This window comes from Bradyrhizobium manausense (genome assembly GCF_001440035.1).
Classification (GTDB): Bacteria; Pseudomonadota; Alphaproteobacteria; order Rhizobiales; family Xanthobacteraceae; genus Bradyrhizobium; species Bradyrhizobium manausense.
This window is the reverse complement of the sequence record NZ_LJYG01000065.1, coordinates 1-16,916: the sequence shown is the minus strand read 5'-3', so window position 1 is coordinate 16,916 and position 16,916 is coordinate 1. Positions and strand designations below refer to the sequence as shown.

Genomic DNA, 16,916 nt, shown 5'->3' with positions numbered 1-16,916 from the left:
GCGAGTTCGGAAGCGGTCTTTCCGACCTGGCTTTCGTCGATTGGCTTCATGATGCCGTGCTCCATCAGCATATCCTCAAGTTCGTCCATGCTGATCGGCGTCGGGATGATGCCCTTGCCGCCATTGTTGTGGACTTTGGACGCGAGATTGCGATAGTGCTCCGCCTGTTTGGAGTCCGGCGCATATTCCAGCACCGTCATGCGGCGTAGCTCGGCATGCTGGACGATGTTGTCACGGGGGACAAAGTAGATCAGCTGGCTGCCGAGCTTCTTGGCGAGCGCTTCCGCCAGCTCCAGCTCCTTGTCGGTCTGCCGCTCATTGCAGATCAAGCCGCCAAGCCGCACGCCGCCGGAATTGGCATACTTCAGAATGCCCTTGGAGATGTTGTTGGCGGCGTACATCGCCATCATCTCGCCAGACATCACGATGTAGATCTCTTGCGCCTTGTTTTCGCGTATCGGCATCGCAAAGCCGCCGCAGACGACGTCGCCGAGCACGTCGTAGGACACGTAATCGATGTCCTCGTAGGCGCCGTTCTCTTCCAGGAAGTTAATCGACGTAATGACGCCCCGGCCTGCGCACCCGACGCCTGGCTCCGGACCCCCGGATTCGACGCAGCGGATATCCTTATAACCGACCTTCAAGACGTCCTCGAGCTCGAGATCCTCGACGCTGCCGGCGCTCGCCGCGAGACTCAAGATCGTGTCCTGTGCCTTGGCATGCAGGATCAGGCGGGTCGAATCGGCCTTCGGATCGCAGCCGACGATCAAGATCTTATGACCCATCTCGGCAAGCGCTGCGAGCGTGTTCTGTGATGTGGTCGATTTGCCGATACCGCCCTTGCCGTAAAATGCGATTTGTCTCAGTGACGACATGTTGCTCTCCATCGATCAATTGTGATCTGCGTACTTTCGTAATCCCATCACTCGGCTCGCCGCATTCGCAGCTCGGTGAGATACAAGGGCCGACAGCCGCGCCCTTGCATAACGACTTTTGCAACGAGCGTGCCAGCGCCCGCTCGAAACAAATAACAGTGCAAGTGGAGATAGATACCGGTGGAGGGGCGGCATTGTCGCAAGTCCGACATTGGCAATCTTCGACGTGAGTGGTCGCACTCGCTTGTCTGAAACAAGGCAGACGCTTTGCTTTACGCAACGAACGAATCGACAGTTTCGTTCGCACAGACAGTTTCGTTCGCACAGCTGGACAGCTACGGTACGGAGCTTGCTTTGATGCGTATTAATTAATGCACAGAGGGTATCATGCAGTTCGACACCGAGGCTTTTACGAGGAGCGACGGTCCGAGCATTCTCCTGATCGAACCTGAGCAGGTCGTACGTTCCGCGCTCGACTACATCCTACGTGAGCGCTACCAGACACATGCTTTTGCCTCCGTGGATGACGCCATAACGTCGTCAAGGGAAGCTCCCGACGTGGTTCTGGTTGGCATCGCCATCCTGCGGGAGCGAGGAGAGGCAGTCCTGGAAGAGCTTATCAAGGTGTTCGCGAGTCCCAAGATCCTGCTCATAGCGGAGCGGAACTCCGACCCCTTCGTGCAGATAGGACTTGAACGGGGTGCACATGGCGTCATCAGCAATCCGATCTCCTTCAGTTCTGTCTGCGAGGCCGTCAGGATAGCGTTGGGTGCACCGGTCTCCCACGACGGACCATCCGGTCTCATTCCCGTCAGGTTCGATTAAACACGTCTTCCGACGACTTTGGATGGCCCGGTTGCAGTCGACCTGCACCAGCTCACGATGCTCGCGGACGGCTTCGCAATCGACATGAAAACGACGCCCTCTTCATTGGCTCCGCCCTGAGGGTCCGGACCATTGATCCAGGGTTGAAGACCGCTTCGCGCGCAGTTCGTGGGGCTCCAGCATCGCGACTTGGCGGAGGGAAATAGCAAGCTCGTGGGGCTTCCGGATCTGAATCGGCCATGCTTAGCGAGACGAGCGCATTCTTCGGCCTCGCGATGCCGCACTCGATTGTCGGATACTCAACGCGGCGGACCAGCTCGGTCGCGATCAACGAGCGGTAACAGCCCTCCAGGTACCGTGGGGAGAATTCAAGCGAGCTCTCACTCGGTCTCTGGCAACCTCTTAGTCCTTCAAGCCCTTATTGGGATCTATCAGGGCCTCACGGGTTGCGATTGGTCCACGTCAAAGCCGCCGACCCGCTCGACTGTTTGTCGGCCGCTACCATCCACCACTCAGCATGCCAACCGATGTATCGCCTCGCTCTGCCTTCGAGACTGTGCGCCCTATTCGCCGCTGGCCACGACGACGCTGACGCACGCTCTTTCTTAGTTGACGCAAGCTTGCCACGCCGCTCGACGACGCGGCGGGGATGCGCCGACACTCTTTCCTATTTGATGTTATCTGCGACGATATCTCGATCAACATTGTCAGGCGGGAACGCATGTGTCCTCGACTGGACAGACCGTCGCGCATTTCGGTGTATCGGAATGTCCCTCGCACTCTGTGCACTTTGCCGGATCGATTACATAGATGTCGCGCTTGAGGCTAATCGCGCCGTTCGGACACTCGAACTCACATGCACCGCAAACCGAGCATTGCGAAGCGACGATCTTGTAGGCCATGGATTAAGACTCCTAGGATTAAGCGGTGCGCGACACCTGGCTTTCAAGCCTCGTGCCACACGCGAGAGACCGGAACTCGCGACACCGACTTTTGTAAGTCTGTCGTCGCCGGCAATACCACCTCGAAATTGACAATCGTCTCATCAGAATCGTGTGAATTGGGGTTCTATCTTGAGCGTGTCGTCGATCTGCGAGTGGGCATTTGCGCGCGCCGACGTTGGCTCGGCGGACCTGCCCGCAGCGTCAGCTGCCGCCTTAGGCCGGGAAAATCCGAGGAAGCTTAGACTTTATCGCTTCGTGCCGGGTCTGGCGGGAAACTCATATATTTGCATTGTCAGCTTATCGGCACCCTGTTGTCGTCTTCGACGACTTGGCCAGTTTGCGACATTAGACCAGGTACGACCGACATCTCGTCCTGATGAGCGCATCAAAACCGCAGTGAACCGCAGCGGCAGCTTCACACGTGTTGCCCGCCATTGATTGGAACTTCCGCACCTGTGACGTAGCTCGCGGCGCTTGAGCAGAGGAAGAAAATAACCTTCGCGACCTCGTCCGGCGTGCCGACACGGTGTAGCGGTATGATCGGCGCCAACCTCGCTTCAGTTTCCGGTGACAGAATGTCTGTCTTGATCTCGCCCGGCGCGATCGCGTTGACCCGAATGCCGAACGGCGCGTAGTCATGCGCCATCTCGCGCGTAAGGCAGGCGAGCGCCGCCTTAGAGGTCGCATAGGCGGTGCCTGCGAAAGGATGCACGCGAGTGCCTACGATTGACGTGACATTGACGATCGAGCCGGATGCCACTTTCAATTCTTCGAATAGACCTTGCGCAAGTAGAATCGGCGCGACCAAATTGACGTGAAATACGCTCATCCAGGTTCCGATGGATGTTGTCAACGAATTCAGTCGACCGCCATCCGGTGCCTTCGGGGAAATACCTGCATTGTTGACCAGGGCGTGCAACGGCTCTCCATTGAGCCGCGCCTTGATCTCGGCAATCGCGCGCGGCAATGCGTTGTGATCGCTTAGCTCCACCTGCACATGATTGTTGATTCCCGAATCCCATGGACACCGACGGTCATCGAAGGGCTGCCGAGAGCACGAGATGATTCGCCAACCAGCTTCCGAGAACAATTTGCCCGTAGCATGACCGATGCCGCGCGAGGCGCCTGTTAGTACAAGCGTCTTCCTTTCGCCAAGTCGCGCGTGGGACTTGTCGTCGTGAAACGGACAATGCACCAGATCTGGTTCAGCGGTCTGACCAGCAACACCGTCATCTCCATGAAGGGACAAGCGAGCTCCTTGAGAGTGATCAGATAAGTCGGCATCTTTGGCAGGAACGTTTGCAATAATTGGGCCGCGGCGTTCAACGCACGAAGCGATTCTCTCGTTCGCATGTCGCCTCGCGACATGTTGCTCGGTTTGGAGCAGGTGCCCGTCGCTTTCGAACCAAATTCGGCGTTGAGGTCGGCGTCGTTTGGCGAAGCGGCTGACAAAGACCCGTGTTTTCACCAGAGCTTCCCAGAGTTATAGCGTGTTGCGAGAGGCCGTACGTCAAGGCCCACCAACCACCCCTATGCACTCGATAGGTCTTTTACGCATGCGGCTCGCCAGCAAACCGAGGCGCCCGGCGCACTTTTGCCAGTCGTAAAATGCGCCGGGTCCCGCCTCTGCACCATCAGTACATCCGTGATGATGCTGCTCTGACTGACGCGAGCAGCGTGGCGAAACTTAGGCCGCTAGACCGGCTCCGCATCGACGAGACATCATTTGCGCAAATGTTCGAAAGAGCTTGAATCGTACGTAGCGTCAATTTGTGCGATTGGACTCTGCGTTTGACTCCAACGGCGCCTTGCACGCAAGACTCCCGAAGTTCCGCCATGATTGATGAAGTTGACCCTGAGGTTCGAATTTTCATCGATCAGCTTGCGGATGATCTCATAGCCATTCCCAAATTCCTCATGAGTTAACAATGCGTCCCCTATATCGAACCGGCGTGTGCTCGGGCATTGGGCCAATGTGCGGAAGAGCCTGTTCGGGGCGAGACGAGACGGATATGGAATACGCCATCGTCAACGCCGCGGGCATCAAGGTGCACCGCCACGGACAAGGCGCAAAAGGAGGACCCAAGGTCAGGCTATCGGCCGTTAAGGGTGGCATGAACACCAAAATCCTGGCCTCACGGATGCGGTCGGCGCTCTCGTGTGTTTCGTGCTGCTGCCCGAATAGAGCTTCGCCATCGTCGGCGTTCCACCATCATCCAAAATGTCGCCATCGACGCACTGATCGCCGCCAAGGCGTTCCGCAGCAATGCATCATCGCCGATCTCGGCGAGCATCGGCGCCAAGGTAGTCATCTCCCGGCACCCACGCCGCGCACAGCCGCGCGCCCGTCGACGAGAAAAGTACACACCACGATCAAAAATCTCTTCTGCAGGCTCAAGAATTCAAACACGTCCCGCTGCGCGCAGACAAGCCGATCGACGCTTCGTTGCTATGACCCGTGAGCCGTGCCCCCCACAGAACCTACGCTAGTCGCGGTCGGCAGCAGACGCTCTGCGCCGGCGTGTCAGCTTATGGTCAGTTAGGCTGCGTATCATTGTGCCCAACGCTTGAGCGGCACAAGCGCGTAGCAAGCAACTTTGCCGATAGGAGGGCGAATCTAATGTATAGCCGAATCACTGGCTCATCCAGCCAGTCCACAAGCGCCAGCCAGGCTGATGAAACGAGACGTTCAGAAGACAGCTATCGCTTTGCTGAAACGGTTGCGGGCACGTCGGCGGCGAGGCCGTACTCCCTGGTCGCCGAGCCCCCAATCGATGAGATCGACAGGTCTTCCTTCATGAGAGAAGTAAGAGGATTTATGGGCGGTGACATCAGACACATCGCCGGCAATCCACAAGAGTACTCGCATTTCGTATCCAACAAAGCTGATCGTGCCGCATGGGTTGCTGGGGGTTATGCCAGCACCTACGATAATCCGAACAAGAGGGCGCGTTTCTTCCGCTATCAATTGGGCGACAAAACTGTCGGTCTTCTAAGGTCAGGAGCCGGATTCCCCCTCGAAACGGAAGAGGCCCAGCGGAAATTTCCTGAGCATAGCGACGTCACATCCGTTCTGGACCTTAGGGTTACTCATCCGCTGGTCGAGAACGCAGGCGATATTCTGCTGGAGCATCAGCTTCGGCTCGACGGCGAGCGGCCATTGGTCATGTCGCGTCCTGCCTTAGATGGGATTGAACCCCGTCTAGCGGAGATGGGCTTTGTTCATATGGGTGATATGGGCGATTGGGGTAATAACTGTTGGGGGCTCGATCCCAACCAACATCCCGAAAAATGGACGAAGAACGACGACGGTGAATGGCAGCGAGCCGATAAACCTCCACTGTATCTTTCGAAATCCGAGGGCAACGACACCGATACCGAAGCAGGTAGCGAAGCAAGTAGCGAAGCATACTCGAGTGAAGCAGATTCTTCTGACGACGACCCTTCATGGCACCTCGAGCGCGCCATGGGACAATTGGCCATAGGGTAACAGTTGCAATGACGAGACCGGATTCGAGAGCGATCTGGTTTATCCTCGTTGCCCCCACCTGTAAAAGGTACAGGCCAGGAAGAGGAGCGCGCGCCGCGCGCTCCTCTCCCATTCCACGTGTTTGCCGTTGGCGAGCCGTTAGTGCGAACCACCGACCGTGGTTTCGCGAATCGCATCTTGTGCCAACTACCGAATAGGAAAGTTTATTTGCTGCTCGGTCAGCCCAGCGCCTTGCGGTGCAAGCGCTAGTCGATGATCCAAGTCGGCATGGCTTGATGATTGGCATAATATTGAGGAGGCTGTCTGAAGCGGGGATTCCGGCAATCTCTCCCAAATGTACTGAGATGATGCCGCTGGATTCTGAAATGCGCTCGCCAACCACTGGACGGTATCGCCCAGGCGTCGAAGCTGGCGGTCCCCTGGCGCTTGGTCCGCGATCGATTTTGATCACCGCCAGCGCAGTACGACCGCTCGCCTATCGCCGTTGTTGGACAATCCAGCAGGAGAAAAGCTTAGAGAAGACTGATTTTTCTCATCGTCGGTCATATTCAGCCAAGGCATCAGACGTTTCATAGACCCGAACGGACGAATTCGCGGAACTTTGCGATGCAATCTTTCCCAGATCCAAACCGCGATATTTTCGGCGGTAGAATTATATAACCTTCGACTTCATTCAGATATCGATGATCAAGTGCATTCACTATTTCGGCCAAAGACTCCTCTACGTCGAAAAATCGATGACGAATCCGGTGGATCGGGTCCACGGGCCCATCAAGCTGCACCTCGATACGATAGGACTGCCCGTGTATGCGGCTGCACCTGTGTGTGGCCGGTACGTTGGGGAGGCGGTGAGCTGCCTCGAACCTGAACGCTTGCGATATCCTCATCCGTCCTCAGATGCTTGCAGTATGTCTGCCTGGGGAAGAGCTGCCTTCATGTAGGACGCAACTACACAAAACGTTTATCAAGTTTGCTATTCCTTCGACAAAGAGTGGGGGACCATTATGCGAATTCTCCTGATTTCCGCCGCCGTTCTGGCCAGATCCTTGCAGCCATCGGAGGCACATGCTGAGCGGCTCTTGGTCTCGCAATCCGGGCACATGGCCTATCGCTCCGTCCAGGAGGCGGTAGATGCACTGCCGGCTCGAGGCGGCGACATTCTGATCGCACCGGGCGTCTATCGCGAGAAGATCAAAATCGGCAAGCCTGGCGTTCACATCAAAGGCACCGGCCAGAGACCAGAGGACACGGTGGTCGTCTACGGCGACGGCGCGATCAAAGTGGGAGGGACCGTTCATTCCGCCACGATGGACGCATCTGGCGATGACTTCCGACTCGATAATCTGACGATACAAAACGACTATTCCTTGGATCCAGACAATCCGCCGTCGCAAGCGGTGGCGCTGTCTATTACCGGAGACAAGGACATTATTACCCGCGTCCGGCTCCTCGGCGCACAGGACACACTATTCGCCAACAAAGGGCCGAACGGCCGAACCGCACGGCAATACTTTTCGGACTGCTACGTCGAGGGCCATGTCGACTATGTATTTGGCAACGCCAAGGCCTATTTCCAACATTGTGAGTTGCACGGCATTGCCAACCAGGCTGTGGTGTATACCGCACAAAGCAAAGACTCGCCGGACGAAGACAGCGCCTATGTTTTCGACCATTGCACCCTGACCGCCGATCCGAGCGCACACGGCATCGCCCTTGGCCGTCCTTGGCGCTCTTATGCTACAGTGATCTTCTTATTCACCCGAATGAATGCGCCGGTGATACCGGAAGGCTGGAGCGAGTGGGATCGCGGTAAGACCAATAGATTGAAGACCGCCTATTATGCCGAATATCAATCCACCGGTATCGGCGCCAACCCCAGAGGACGGGAGCCTTACGCCCATCAGCTAACCGACAGTGAAGCCAAGCAATGGTCGCTCAAAGCGTTCTTCGCTGATGATACGGACTGGTTGCTGAGTTCAACATCAAGATAGGAAACTATGTGGCGTAAATTTGTACTATGTCCACCGCTGCGCCGTTCTGGGTCTGTCACGCCCAGCTCTGCACCGCCTTACGATCTTTTCTTCAGGGTTCGCGAACCGCCTCGCGAACTTCGTCAGCTTCTCGTTCAGCCATAGGCGGCAAGCTGAGGCTCGGTCGGCGTGCCTCAAGGGCATAAGCGCAGATCAGCTCACCGCCCGCAGATCTTCACTTCGAAGTCACGGTCCAGTTGTTGAAATTGAAGTTCTTTCCCCCAGGGGTCGAGGTGATCTCGACGCCGTATTGGACGCTACCAACCTTTATGTCGCCAAAGTAACCCGTCGACTTGATCCACTCCAGAGCACTCTTGATGTCCACTGTGCCGCTGTTGGTTTTCGAAGTGCGAAGCAGTGAGATGACCTTGTGACCGTTGTAGCCTTCAAACACGTTCCAAGTCGCTCCACCTATGTTGACATTGCTGCGGACCGGGATCGCCGCCCCGGAAGCGGCGTAATTATATGAAATGGGTTTAACGTTGCCGCTACCGTCCGGGTTTCCGGTGTAATTTGTCCAGAGCATTATCTCATACTGCTTTGAGCTGTCCCAGATATCATAAGCGACGTCCCAGGCGCCTCCAGCAGGAACGGTCTGATTGAAGCTCGAGCTCAAAGTGTTGATTGAACTGAGCGGTTTGCCGATATCAAGAGCCTGGTGTGGATAACTCTTGATGCCGCGAGTATTAGGCTGGTTCGACCACACGCCCCACTCGTTGACTGCACCCACCGAAATCGTCTGAGGCCCGGCGCCCGCGCCCCATACGTCGTTATTCCAAGAGTAGCCGTCGCGTGAATAGCTCCCGTATGGATCGCTCGAGTGCCAAGCCGAAGCCTTTGCCGATACAGGCGCGGCAGATGATGCTGACTTGGCATCATTCACTGCCTGCCTAAATAGATCATGATACTCCAGTGTTTGGACGTACCCCGTTAAGGGTTCAGGCGAGCCGGCACCGTTTATCCGATTGGACTCCATAAAGCTCTTCTTTCGGTTCCGAGAAACAGAGTCTCTTGCAGATCCACCCAGCGGGTACCCTAGGTTTGTGGCCAGTTCCTTCTTAGGCAGCATCGATGTCTAGAGACTAGGTTCGAATGCTAGGAAAGTTGGCTTTCGAGAAGCTGACGAAATCGAAAAGAAAAGTGAACCCGGGGCGGGTTCGCGGTCTGGCATGACAGCAGCCTGGCTGAGACAGGGGCAACCTGAGCCTGGTTTGACATCGAACGTCCAACAATGAGTGTGGTGCTCTCATTTCATTTGCTGGAGTTTGCAAATTTGGTGGCTGCTTCCAAGTTCAGCAGATCGGCGGCAATCCAATCGTCGGCGACCAGAGCCTCTCTATTCAACTGAAATGGACAGTCGAGGGGGGCTACCTGCGGTCTGCGGGCGCAAAATCTGACAAGGAGCCGAAGCTGGAAAGTTCAGCCAAACATATCCCGCGAGGCGGGCGGACGGACGGCACCGGCTAAGCCAGCCGTGCTCAGAGAGCTCGCGACCTGATCGGTCATGAGCCGTACCTAACAAGAGGCGATAGATTCTATCAGGGCGCGATGCCGTTCGCAGACTCGCTGGGTGCTTTTGAGAACGCCTTTGCACAAACTTCCCACGCATCAGACGGCACTTGGCCGTGCCCGCCCCGCAGAGGCGGCGACACCGCTGAAACCACCACATTTGCATTTTCCACCTGCCAAGTCGCGCTATCGGAGAAATATACATCCTCCAACGCAATCTCAAGCGGATGGACTAGATCAAGCCCGTGCATCACCAGCGCACCACCGCCGCCACGCACGTGACGCAGAACGATCTGTCGGTAGACCGGCAGTTTGTCGCCGTGCGCCTGGGGATTATAGCGTGTATCGAAATAGATAGGCCATCGGTTGCCGCGAAGGCACACATCATCATAGGTGACTCTCTCCACAAGGCCACCTCGGCTGACGTCGCTTTTAATACGCAAGCCAGACGTCGTGCCGTCCAGGGTCAGGCCATGCACCAGTATATCGCTGACACCAGAGCTAACCTCGCTGCCAATCGACATGCCATGCCCCCACCCGAAGTAATTGTCTATAATGGAAATATAGCGGGCGGGACCATTGCTTCCGGCTTTGATCGCCACATTGTCATCTCCCGTACGGATCTGACAGTGAGCAATGGTCACATCTTGGCTGGCGCCCGGATCGATGCCGTCTGTATTGCGGGCGTCGGCCGGTGTATCGATTGTGACCCCCCAAAAGGTGGCACCTTCGACCCTGTTCATCGCGACGTGGAAATTGGGCGCATTACGCAGTGTAATGCCGTGAAAGGCAATGTCCTGGGCATGGTCGATCTGGATGAGGCGAGGTACGTTCTGGTTTCCGCCCTCACTTTGCGCGCGCCGCGCCAATTGCCACCAACTCTCACCGGTGCCGACCATGAGCGCGCCGCCCTGGCCGTCGATGATGCCATCGCCGTAGATGCCGCCTCCCAGTGTTTTGGAAAAGCTAATAAATGGGCGACAGCCATCGCCTTTGCCTCCGATACGACCACAATTTCCTAAGCCTTTGTCATAAGCTTTCGGCTGTGCAAGAGCGACAAGCGTGGCGTCGCGTTCGATCCATAGCGTTACGCCAGATTTCATCTCGATGGGACCCGACTTGAAGATCCCGTTTGCCAAGTAGACGGCCGAGCCAAGGGGACAGTGAGCAATGGCGTCTTGCAGACTATCCGTGACGTTTTCACTCGACGGCGCCAGCCGAGCGCAGACATGATGAGGTGCAACGGGCTCGGTGACAGGGCGGCGATCCTTGGCTTGTGCGAGGCCCACTGTGGCAAGAATCGAGACCAAAGCCAAAAAATGCAAACGGACCAACATGAACAACTCTCAATTCTGGCGGCTCACCAACGTTTCCCAACCTACTGCGAATCCAAATCCAAGTTGCCGTAGGATTCGTTATCCAAGAGCCGGAATGGACCGCCCGACAACCACAAGGACACAGAAGTGATCGTCTCCGTTCCCTCGTCCTCACTCGACGGTCACCGACTTAGCGAGGTTGCGCGGCTGGTCGACATCGGCGCCTATCACCACCGCCGTGTGGTAGGCCAAAAGTTGTACAGGCACAGCATACACCATCGGCGTGAAGGCCGCCGGCATGTCGGGCATGACGATGGTGACGAGAGAATCGACCGTCGCTTCGGCCGCGCCCTTGGCGTCCGTCATCAGGATGATGTTGCCGCCGCGGGCGACAACTTCCTGCATGTTGGAGACGGTCTTTTCGAACACCCGATCGTTGGGTGCAATGACGACGACCGGCGTGGTCTCGTCGATGAGCGCGATCGGCCCGTGCTTGAGCTCACCGGCGGCATAACCCTCAGCATGGATATAGGAGATCTCCTTCAACTTCAGCGCCCCTTCGAGCGCTAGCGGGAAGCTCGTGCCGCGGCCGAGATAGAGCACGTCGCGCGACTTGGCGATCCTGTGCGCGAGCTTCTCGATCTGCAATTCGGTGCTGAGCGCGTCTGCCATCAGGCGCGGGATCTCGACCAGGCCGTGCACGAGCCTGGTCTCGTCCTCTTCCGACAATTGGCCGCGCGCCTTGCCGGCCGCGATCGCGACCGAGGCAAGCACCATGAGCTGGCAGGTGAAGGCCTTGGTCGAGGCGACGCCGATCTCGGGTCCCGCCAGTGTCTGCAGCACGGTCTCGCTCTCGCGCGCAATCGTCGAGGTCGGCACGTTGACGACCGCGATCGTGTGCGCGCCCTCGGCCTTGGCATAGCGCAGCGCCGCCAGCGTGTCGGCGGTCTCGCCCGATTGCGAGATGAAGATGGCGAGATCGCCCTTGCGCAGGGGTGCCTCGCGGTAGCGGAATTCGGAGGCGACATCGACCTCGACCGGTAGGCGCGCGAAGCGCTCGAACCAGTATTTGGCGACGAGCCCGGCATAGCTCGCGGTGCCGCAAGCGGTGAGGTTGATGCGCTGGATGTTCTTGAAGTCGAACGGCAGCTTGACCGGCAGCGCGACGCGCTCGGTGGCCATATCGACGTAGCGTGCCAGCGTGTGGCCGACCACCTCCGGTTGCTCGTGGATCTCCTTGGCCATGAAGTGGCGGTAATTAGCCTTGTCAACCAGCGAGGTCGAAGCCGCGTGGCTGATCTTCTCGCGCTGGACCGCATGGCCGTCCTTGTCGAAGGTCGCAACGCTGTTGCGGGTCAGCACGACCCAGTCGCCGTCCTCAAGATAGCTGATCGTGTTGGTGAACGGGCCAAGCGCGATGGCGTCGGAGCCGAGATACATCTCGCCGTCGCCATAGCCGATCGCGAGCGGCGGCCCGTTGCGGGCGCCGATCATCAGATCGCCCTCGCCTGCGAAGATAAAGCCGAGCGCGAACGCGCCGCGCAGCCGGATCAAGGCGTGCTTCACAGCCTCGACCGGCTTGTTGCCACGCGCGAGCAGGTCGTCGACCAGATGCAGCACGATTTCAGTGTCGGTCTCGGTGCGGAACACCGCGCCCTTCGCTTCGAGCTCCTCGCGCAGCTCGCGGAAATTCTCGATGATGCCGTTATGGACCACCGCGACGCGCTCGGTGGCGTGCGGATGGGCATTGTGCTCGGTCGGCTTGCCGTGAGTGGCCCAGCGGGTGTGGCCGATACCGGTCGTCCCCTTGAGCGGCTTGTCGTGCAGCCGCGCTTCGAGGTTCTTCAGCTTGCCGTCGGCGCGGCGGCGCTCCAGGTGATTGCCTTCGAGCGTGGCAACCCCCGCGGAGTCGTAGCCTCGATACTCAAGCCGCTTGAGCGAATCCACCAATTGCTCTGCAACCGGTTCGCGCCCGAGAATGCCGACAATCCCGCACATACGGCTCAATATCCCCCAACTCTTGGAGCAATCATTCGCAAATCTGCTCCACTGTTCTGCAATGCTCGGTCGCCTGCCCTAACGCTGTAACGTTTAGCTCGGCGCTTTCTGGTGTGACTTACGCATGAGGCCGCTTCAGCAGTTCCGGTTCGCCGAGCCGCATTGCGACCTTGACGAGCACGATCGAACACCAGAACGCTACCGCAGCAAAGGAAACGACAGTTCCAAGATTGCTCAGATATTCTTGCGGTAGCCTATCGATGCTCCACTTGATCGCGAGCCAATGCGCGCCCGATCTCTTCTGTTGGTAACGACGATAACAATTGTAGTCGCAATAGTGCTGCCGGCTTGGCACATCTCGCAAGTAACCAGTCTCTAGAGATCGACGACAATCGATACAGCTCGACGCGCCGTTAGGTGTCCTGTGATTTACCAGTATAAACTTCATGGCGTGTCGGTTACGCTGAGGATTATTCACGATGCACCAGCCCAGTTCTCAGGAAGTGCGCCGCTGATGCCGGAAAGAAGCGAATAGCTGACTGAAGCTTCCGTTTCCACGCTGTCGTTTGTACTCGGCCGACAAAAGAAGCCCGGCCGCTTTCTCTGGCTGGGCAGCAGTCTGGGAAGAGCGAGGCTGCTTCACATCACACCAGCGTCCGCTGAAAAAAGGGAGGACTACTACCGGCGCTCCATTTGCGGCGAGGGCATTCGCCGCGAACCTTAGCCACAGAAGAGAGATGTCCATTTTGAGCGTAATCTGGCTTTTCCTTATGTGTCATTGGACCGGAGTTCAAGGAGCCCGAACTCATGCGCGCGCCGTACCACGATTTTGGGGACAAACTTCGTTCTTCAGCCGTGGCCGGCCGCTTCGGATGCTCGCAGCGTCAACTGGCTGCCCCCGAGAGCAGCAGCCTACACTAGCGCTTGGACGAATATCCGACGTACGCCGAAAATGCTCTTTCGTGCGCAGACTAAGATCGATAACCATTCCGACTAGACCGAAGGCCTTTCTCTAAACCGCCGTCGTTATGCAAGATCCTACAAGATTGGTAAAATCGATTGTGTTGATGGGCCGCATCAACACCATGGATGGTCACGCTCATTCAGCCTTGATTCGCTTGCCTACGGCATCTGCACAATCTGGACAGGCCAGCGATCGCGCTGGCGTGAATTGTCGCTGCTCCCAACCGGTCCTTCCACGATATGAGCATAAGCGCATTTCCTCTAGCTTGCGGCTCTGGCACAATCGGCATGCTCGCGCGGTGCCAGACTGCCGAATTCATGGCTCTGGTCGACTCGCAGGCAGCGTCATTTGTTTCATCCTATTGCCTCCTGCTATCGTGATTTCGCACTTGTCTTATCTCCTGCCGCGATACGCGGACTTAAGCTTGCCCGGACTTGCGCTGCGCTCATGTCTGAATAGAATAGGTTTCGCGAGAGACGCAGAAATGACTTGAATCGCACGTTGCGTTAGCTTGTAGAGATCAAGGGATGACAAAGGACACTCTCGACGCCGTCTCGACGTCGGATGGGACGAAAGAATAGCTTGATGAACCGGATACTCGTCGCGGCCGGAGTAAGGGGTGGCAAGCGCTCAGGGCGGGTCCACCGGATAATTGGTGTCCCCTGCTCACGGGATTTGTCATCAGGTCGGCGAGAACGCGAGGACGTCGTCGGCCCGACACTGAATGGGCTGTTCGGGCGGAAAGCCGCATCAGTCAAAGGCTGCAGCTACTTATGGGGATGAAACACTCCGGCAGCACTAAAATGAGTGATCTTGCATGATTCATCTACGATCTGCACGCCAACGATACATGGCGTCAGCATGGTGCTATCTGGAGTCAAAGCCGGCTAGGCGAGCGAGATTCTGATTAAATGTCTGCGCGCTTTCGAGCTAAAGCGCAGGTCGCACTCGGGCAGTGAGATCGTCGCTCGGCGTCCGAGCTTTCAGTGAATCCGCAGACGCTGTGGGCCTATCGTTTTATTTCTGCGCCGCCGGGCCGGCGCCGCACGAGCAACCTTCTGGGCTGGCCTTTGAGCATTTTATCGCTAAGCTCGACCGAAGCGCTTCAAATTGGGTGCCGCAGAGCGCGTCACGACCGAATCAAGTCCGTTGGGCCGCCGCGCATATCATTCGGAATGAGTGCCACAGTTGCTGTGTTCTATCCACGAGGTGAATGCCCTCCATCACAACAATCTATTTTACCCACCCCGATTAAGGCTGCTAGGCCAAGCGGAGGTTGAGCTGGGGGATGGTGCAGGGCGTGGGGACTTACTGTCGACAGTTGAGGTCGGTTGCTCTAGGTAGCTTGTTTGGCCCGTGCTCAACAGTAAAGCAGAAGAAGTCCTTTCAAACGGTTGCCAGCAATGTCTTTGAAGGCCACAACCACGCCGCGCTGGACGCCACCGCGGAGTAACGAAAGATTCGTGTGCCAGAAGGATACATGAGGCAGCCATGACTATGACAGTGTATGGGTCCAGCAAATCGAAGGTTGTGGAGGGCCTGAATCAAGCATATCGGGTGATGACGTTAGGTTTTTGCGCGCAACTCCTTCGATTTTTCGCCCTCCCCTTCCGCGCATTTGCCAACTCATCTTCCGTTCCACTGAAGGCTGATGCTGACCCACATATTCCCACCGCACAACCCTCCGTGGAGTGTACTCGTCACCGTCTTCAAGATCTTAAGCAAACTATTGAGTTGCAAATCGAAGAAGTTGCGAGACTGATCTGCGAGGACAAGAGCGCGATCGAAGCAACCCGACTCCTCAATGCGCTTACAAGCGAGCTAGTAACGGCGAAGCTCGGCACGTGTCCGAAACTCGACGCGCAAGCAGAGAATGCGGTCATCGGGGGCGACGCCAACTGTCTCGAACAGGACCACGGCAAACTGTATGAGCCGGAACAGCTTTCTACTCTGGGGCTGCTTTTTGACGAGGCCGTCCTAGCATTACCTCCAAGTATGAGAACTCCTTCTAACCGGATCGAAATCGCCAAACTCATTTTAGAACGCGCATCTATTATCGAACCTAGCCTTCTTATTAAGTTGATCAGTGCCCTTATCGCCGCCGCTTGACATAGCCGATACGCCCCTCTGCCGCGACATCACGCGAAACGGCACAGGACTGACACTATCAAGTCGTCCGTTAAGAAGCCGATTTGAGCGCTGGGCGACGACTGATGGCTGCTATGAGTACGGTCAGGATGAGGCACGAGAGAGCCCTCAGCCAGGCGAGGATGCGGCGGAAATTGTGGCCGACGGCTGAAAGGATGACGTTGGCGGCATCGCCGGCGCGGCCTTTGAGGTAACAGCGGCCGAGGTGACCATCGGTCTTCAAATGTCCGATGATGGGTTCGATAGCGGATCGGCGTCGCAGCTCGCGTTTGATGGCTCCGAAGACACCGCGTTTCTGGCCGGAGATGAAGACGCGACGGGGATTTTGTACGTCGTGGCCGCGGTATCCCTTGTCGACATAGGCCCGCTCGATCGGACAGCCGGTGAGTGTCTCGGCGCGGTCGATGACGTCCCGCAAGGTGTGACCGTCGTACGGGTTATCGGGGAGCGCCCTGGCGTGGAGCACGAACAGGCCACCTGGAGCGCGGCGGTTGTTGGTGACGATGGAGGCTTTGACACCGAACTCGTAAGGCGCGGCGGCCTTGCCTTTGCCGATGCACTCCACCTCCGGGGCGTGGAAGGAATAAAGCTTCCAGCCGCGCTGGCGCTGCTGCTGCGAGCGGATCTGCGAGGCCCGGCTGAGCGGAAGGGCGAACGCGTTCTCGAGCACGGCCTGACCGTCGATCTTGCGGCGGATATCGCGAATGATCCGGCCCAGCCTCGAGCGCAGGATCCGCAACTGCCGCTGATGCCGCCTGAATTGCTTGGCATGGGCGTAGCGTCCCGCCATCATCGCGGCGGTCTTGGCAATGCGAAG

The 16,916-nt window shown here is 57.4% G+C and carries 11 protein-coding genes and 1 pseudogene; 4 read left to right on the top strand and 8 right to left on the bottom strand.

The window, feature by feature from the left end:
* The coding region (gene nifH / locus AOQ71_RS16825; protein WP_057741153.1) for a nitrogenase iron protein at window positions 1-875 on the bottom strand (875 nt) is incomplete at its 3' end.
* 387 nt (window positions 876-1,262) lie between these two features.
* On the opposite strand from nifH, the gene AOQ71_RS16820 reads away from it, so the two are divergent.
* Window positions 1,263-1,700 (top strand): response regulator, encoded by a 438-nt coding sequence (locus tag AOQ71_RS16820; protein WP_057748115.1) that lies wholly within the window; start codon window positions 1,263-1,265, stop codon window positions 1,698-1,700.
* A 707-nt stretch (window positions 1,701-2,407) separates the two neighbouring features.
* Here AOQ71_RS16820 and AOQ71_RS43315 read toward each other — a convergent pair.
* Both AOQ71_RS43315 and AOQ71_RS16815 read right to left on the bottom strand, forming a co-directional pair.
* Entirely contained in the window at window positions 2,408-2,602 is a 195-nt protein-coding gene (locus AOQ71_RS43315) for a 4Fe-4S binding protein (protein WP_083514266.1), read from the bottom strand.
* A gap of 457 nt (window positions 2,603-3,059) precedes the next feature.
* Complete coding sequence (locus AOQ71_RS16815; RefSeq protein ID WP_083514265.1) at window positions 3,060-3,893, bottom strand: SDR family NAD(P)-dependent oxidoreductase; 834 nt, start codon at window positions 3,891-3,893, stop codon at window positions 3,060-3,062.
* A 1,371-nt stretch (window positions 3,894-5,264) separates the two neighbouring features.
* On the opposite strand from AOQ71_RS16815, the gene AOQ71_RS16810 reads away from it, so the two are divergent.
* On the top strand, window positions 5,265-6,134 hold the full coding sequence (locus AOQ71_RS16810; protein WP_083514264.1) for a hypothetical protein: 870 nt from the start codon (window positions 5,265-5,267) through the stop codon (window positions 6,132-6,134).
* Between the two features lie 532 nt (window positions 6,135-6,666).
* Here the strand turns inward: AOQ71_RS16810 and AOQ71_RS43310 are convergent.
* Window positions 6,667-7,021, bottom strand: a pseudogene (locus AOQ71_RS43310) (6-pyruvoyl trahydropterin synthase family protein).
* A gap of 117 nt (window positions 7,022-7,138) precedes the next feature.
* Between AOQ71_RS43310 and AOQ71_RS16805 the strand changes: the two are divergent.
* A complete protein-coding gene (locus tag AOQ71_RS16805; RefSeq protein WP_063958250.1) occupies window positions 7,139-8,125 on the top strand; it encodes a pectinesterase family protein in 987 nt (328 codons plus the stop codon).
* 214 nt (window positions 8,126-8,339) lie between these two features.
* Here AOQ71_RS16805 and AOQ71_RS16800 read toward each other — a convergent pair whose 3' ends face one another.
* The 3 genes from AOQ71_RS16800 to glmS form a co-directional block, all read right to left on the bottom strand.
* Complete coding sequence (locus AOQ71_RS16800; RefSeq protein ID WP_245316916.1) at window positions 8,340-9,233, bottom strand: GH12 family glycosyl hydrolase domain-containing protein; 894 nt, start codon at window positions 9,231-9,233, stop codon at window positions 8,340-8,342.
* 469 nt (window positions 9,234-9,702) lie between these two features.
* Window positions 9,703-11,010, bottom strand: a complete 1,308-nt coding sequence (locus AOQ71_RS16795; protein WP_057748121.1) for a glycoside hydrolase family 28 protein — start codon at window positions 11,008-11,010, stop codon at window positions 9,703-9,705.
* A gap of 150 nt (window positions 11,011-11,160) precedes the next feature.
* Entirely contained in the window at window positions 11,161-12,987 is a 1,827-nt protein-coding gene (glmS, locus tag AOQ71_RS16790; RefSeq protein ID WP_057748110.1) for a glutamine--fructose-6-phosphate transaminase (isomerizing), read from the bottom strand.
* Between the two features lie 2,455 nt (window positions 12,988-15,442).
* On the opposite strand from glmS, the gene AOQ71_RS47930 reads away from it, so the two are divergent.
* Window positions 15,443-16,060: a hypothetical protein gene (locus tag AOQ71_RS47930; protein WP_245316915.1), complete on the top strand. Its 618-nt coding sequence runs from the start codon at window positions 15,443-15,445 to the stop codon at window positions 16,058-16,060.
* Window positions 16,061-16,130: 70 nt separating this feature from the next.
* Here the strand turns inward: AOQ71_RS47930 and AOQ71_RS16775 are convergent.
* Window positions 16,131-16,916, bottom strand: a 786-nt coding sequence (locus AOQ71_RS16775; RefSeq protein WP_488226147.1) for a transposase, incomplete at its 5' end; no start/stop codon positions are given.

Coding starts and splice junctions, on each gene's coding strand:
- AOQ71_RS16820 (WP_057748115.1), top strand. CDS start 1,263: ATGCAGTTCGACACCGAGGCTTTTACGAGGAGCGACGGTCCGAGCATT.
- AOQ71_RS43315 (WP_083514266.1), bottom strand. CDS start 2,602: ATGGCCTACAAGATCGTCGCTTCGCAATGCTCGGTTTGCGGTGCATGT.
- AOQ71_RS16810 (WP_083514264.1), top strand. CDS start 5,265: ATGTATAGCCGAATCACTGGCTCATCCAGCCAGTCCACAAGCGCCAGC.
- AOQ71_RS16805 (WP_063958250.1), top strand. CDS start 7,139: ATGCGAATTCTCCTGATTTCCGCCGCCGTTCTGGCCAGATCCTTGCAG.
- AOQ71_RS16800 (WP_245316916.1), bottom strand. CDS start 9,233: ATGCTGCCTAAGAAGGAACTGGCCACAAACCTAGGGTACCCGCTGGGT.
- AOQ71_RS16795 (WP_057748121.1), bottom strand. CDS start 11,010: ATGTTGGTCCGTTTGCATTTTTTGGCTTTGGTCTCGATTCTTGCCACA.
- glmS (WP_057748110.1), bottom strand. CDS start 12,987: ATGTGCGGGATTGTCGGCATTCTCGGGCGCGAACCGGTTGCAGAGCAA.
- AOQ71_RS47930 (WP_245316915.1), top strand. CDS start 15,443: ATGACTATGACAGTGTATGGGTCCAGCAAATCGAAGGTTGTGGAGGGC.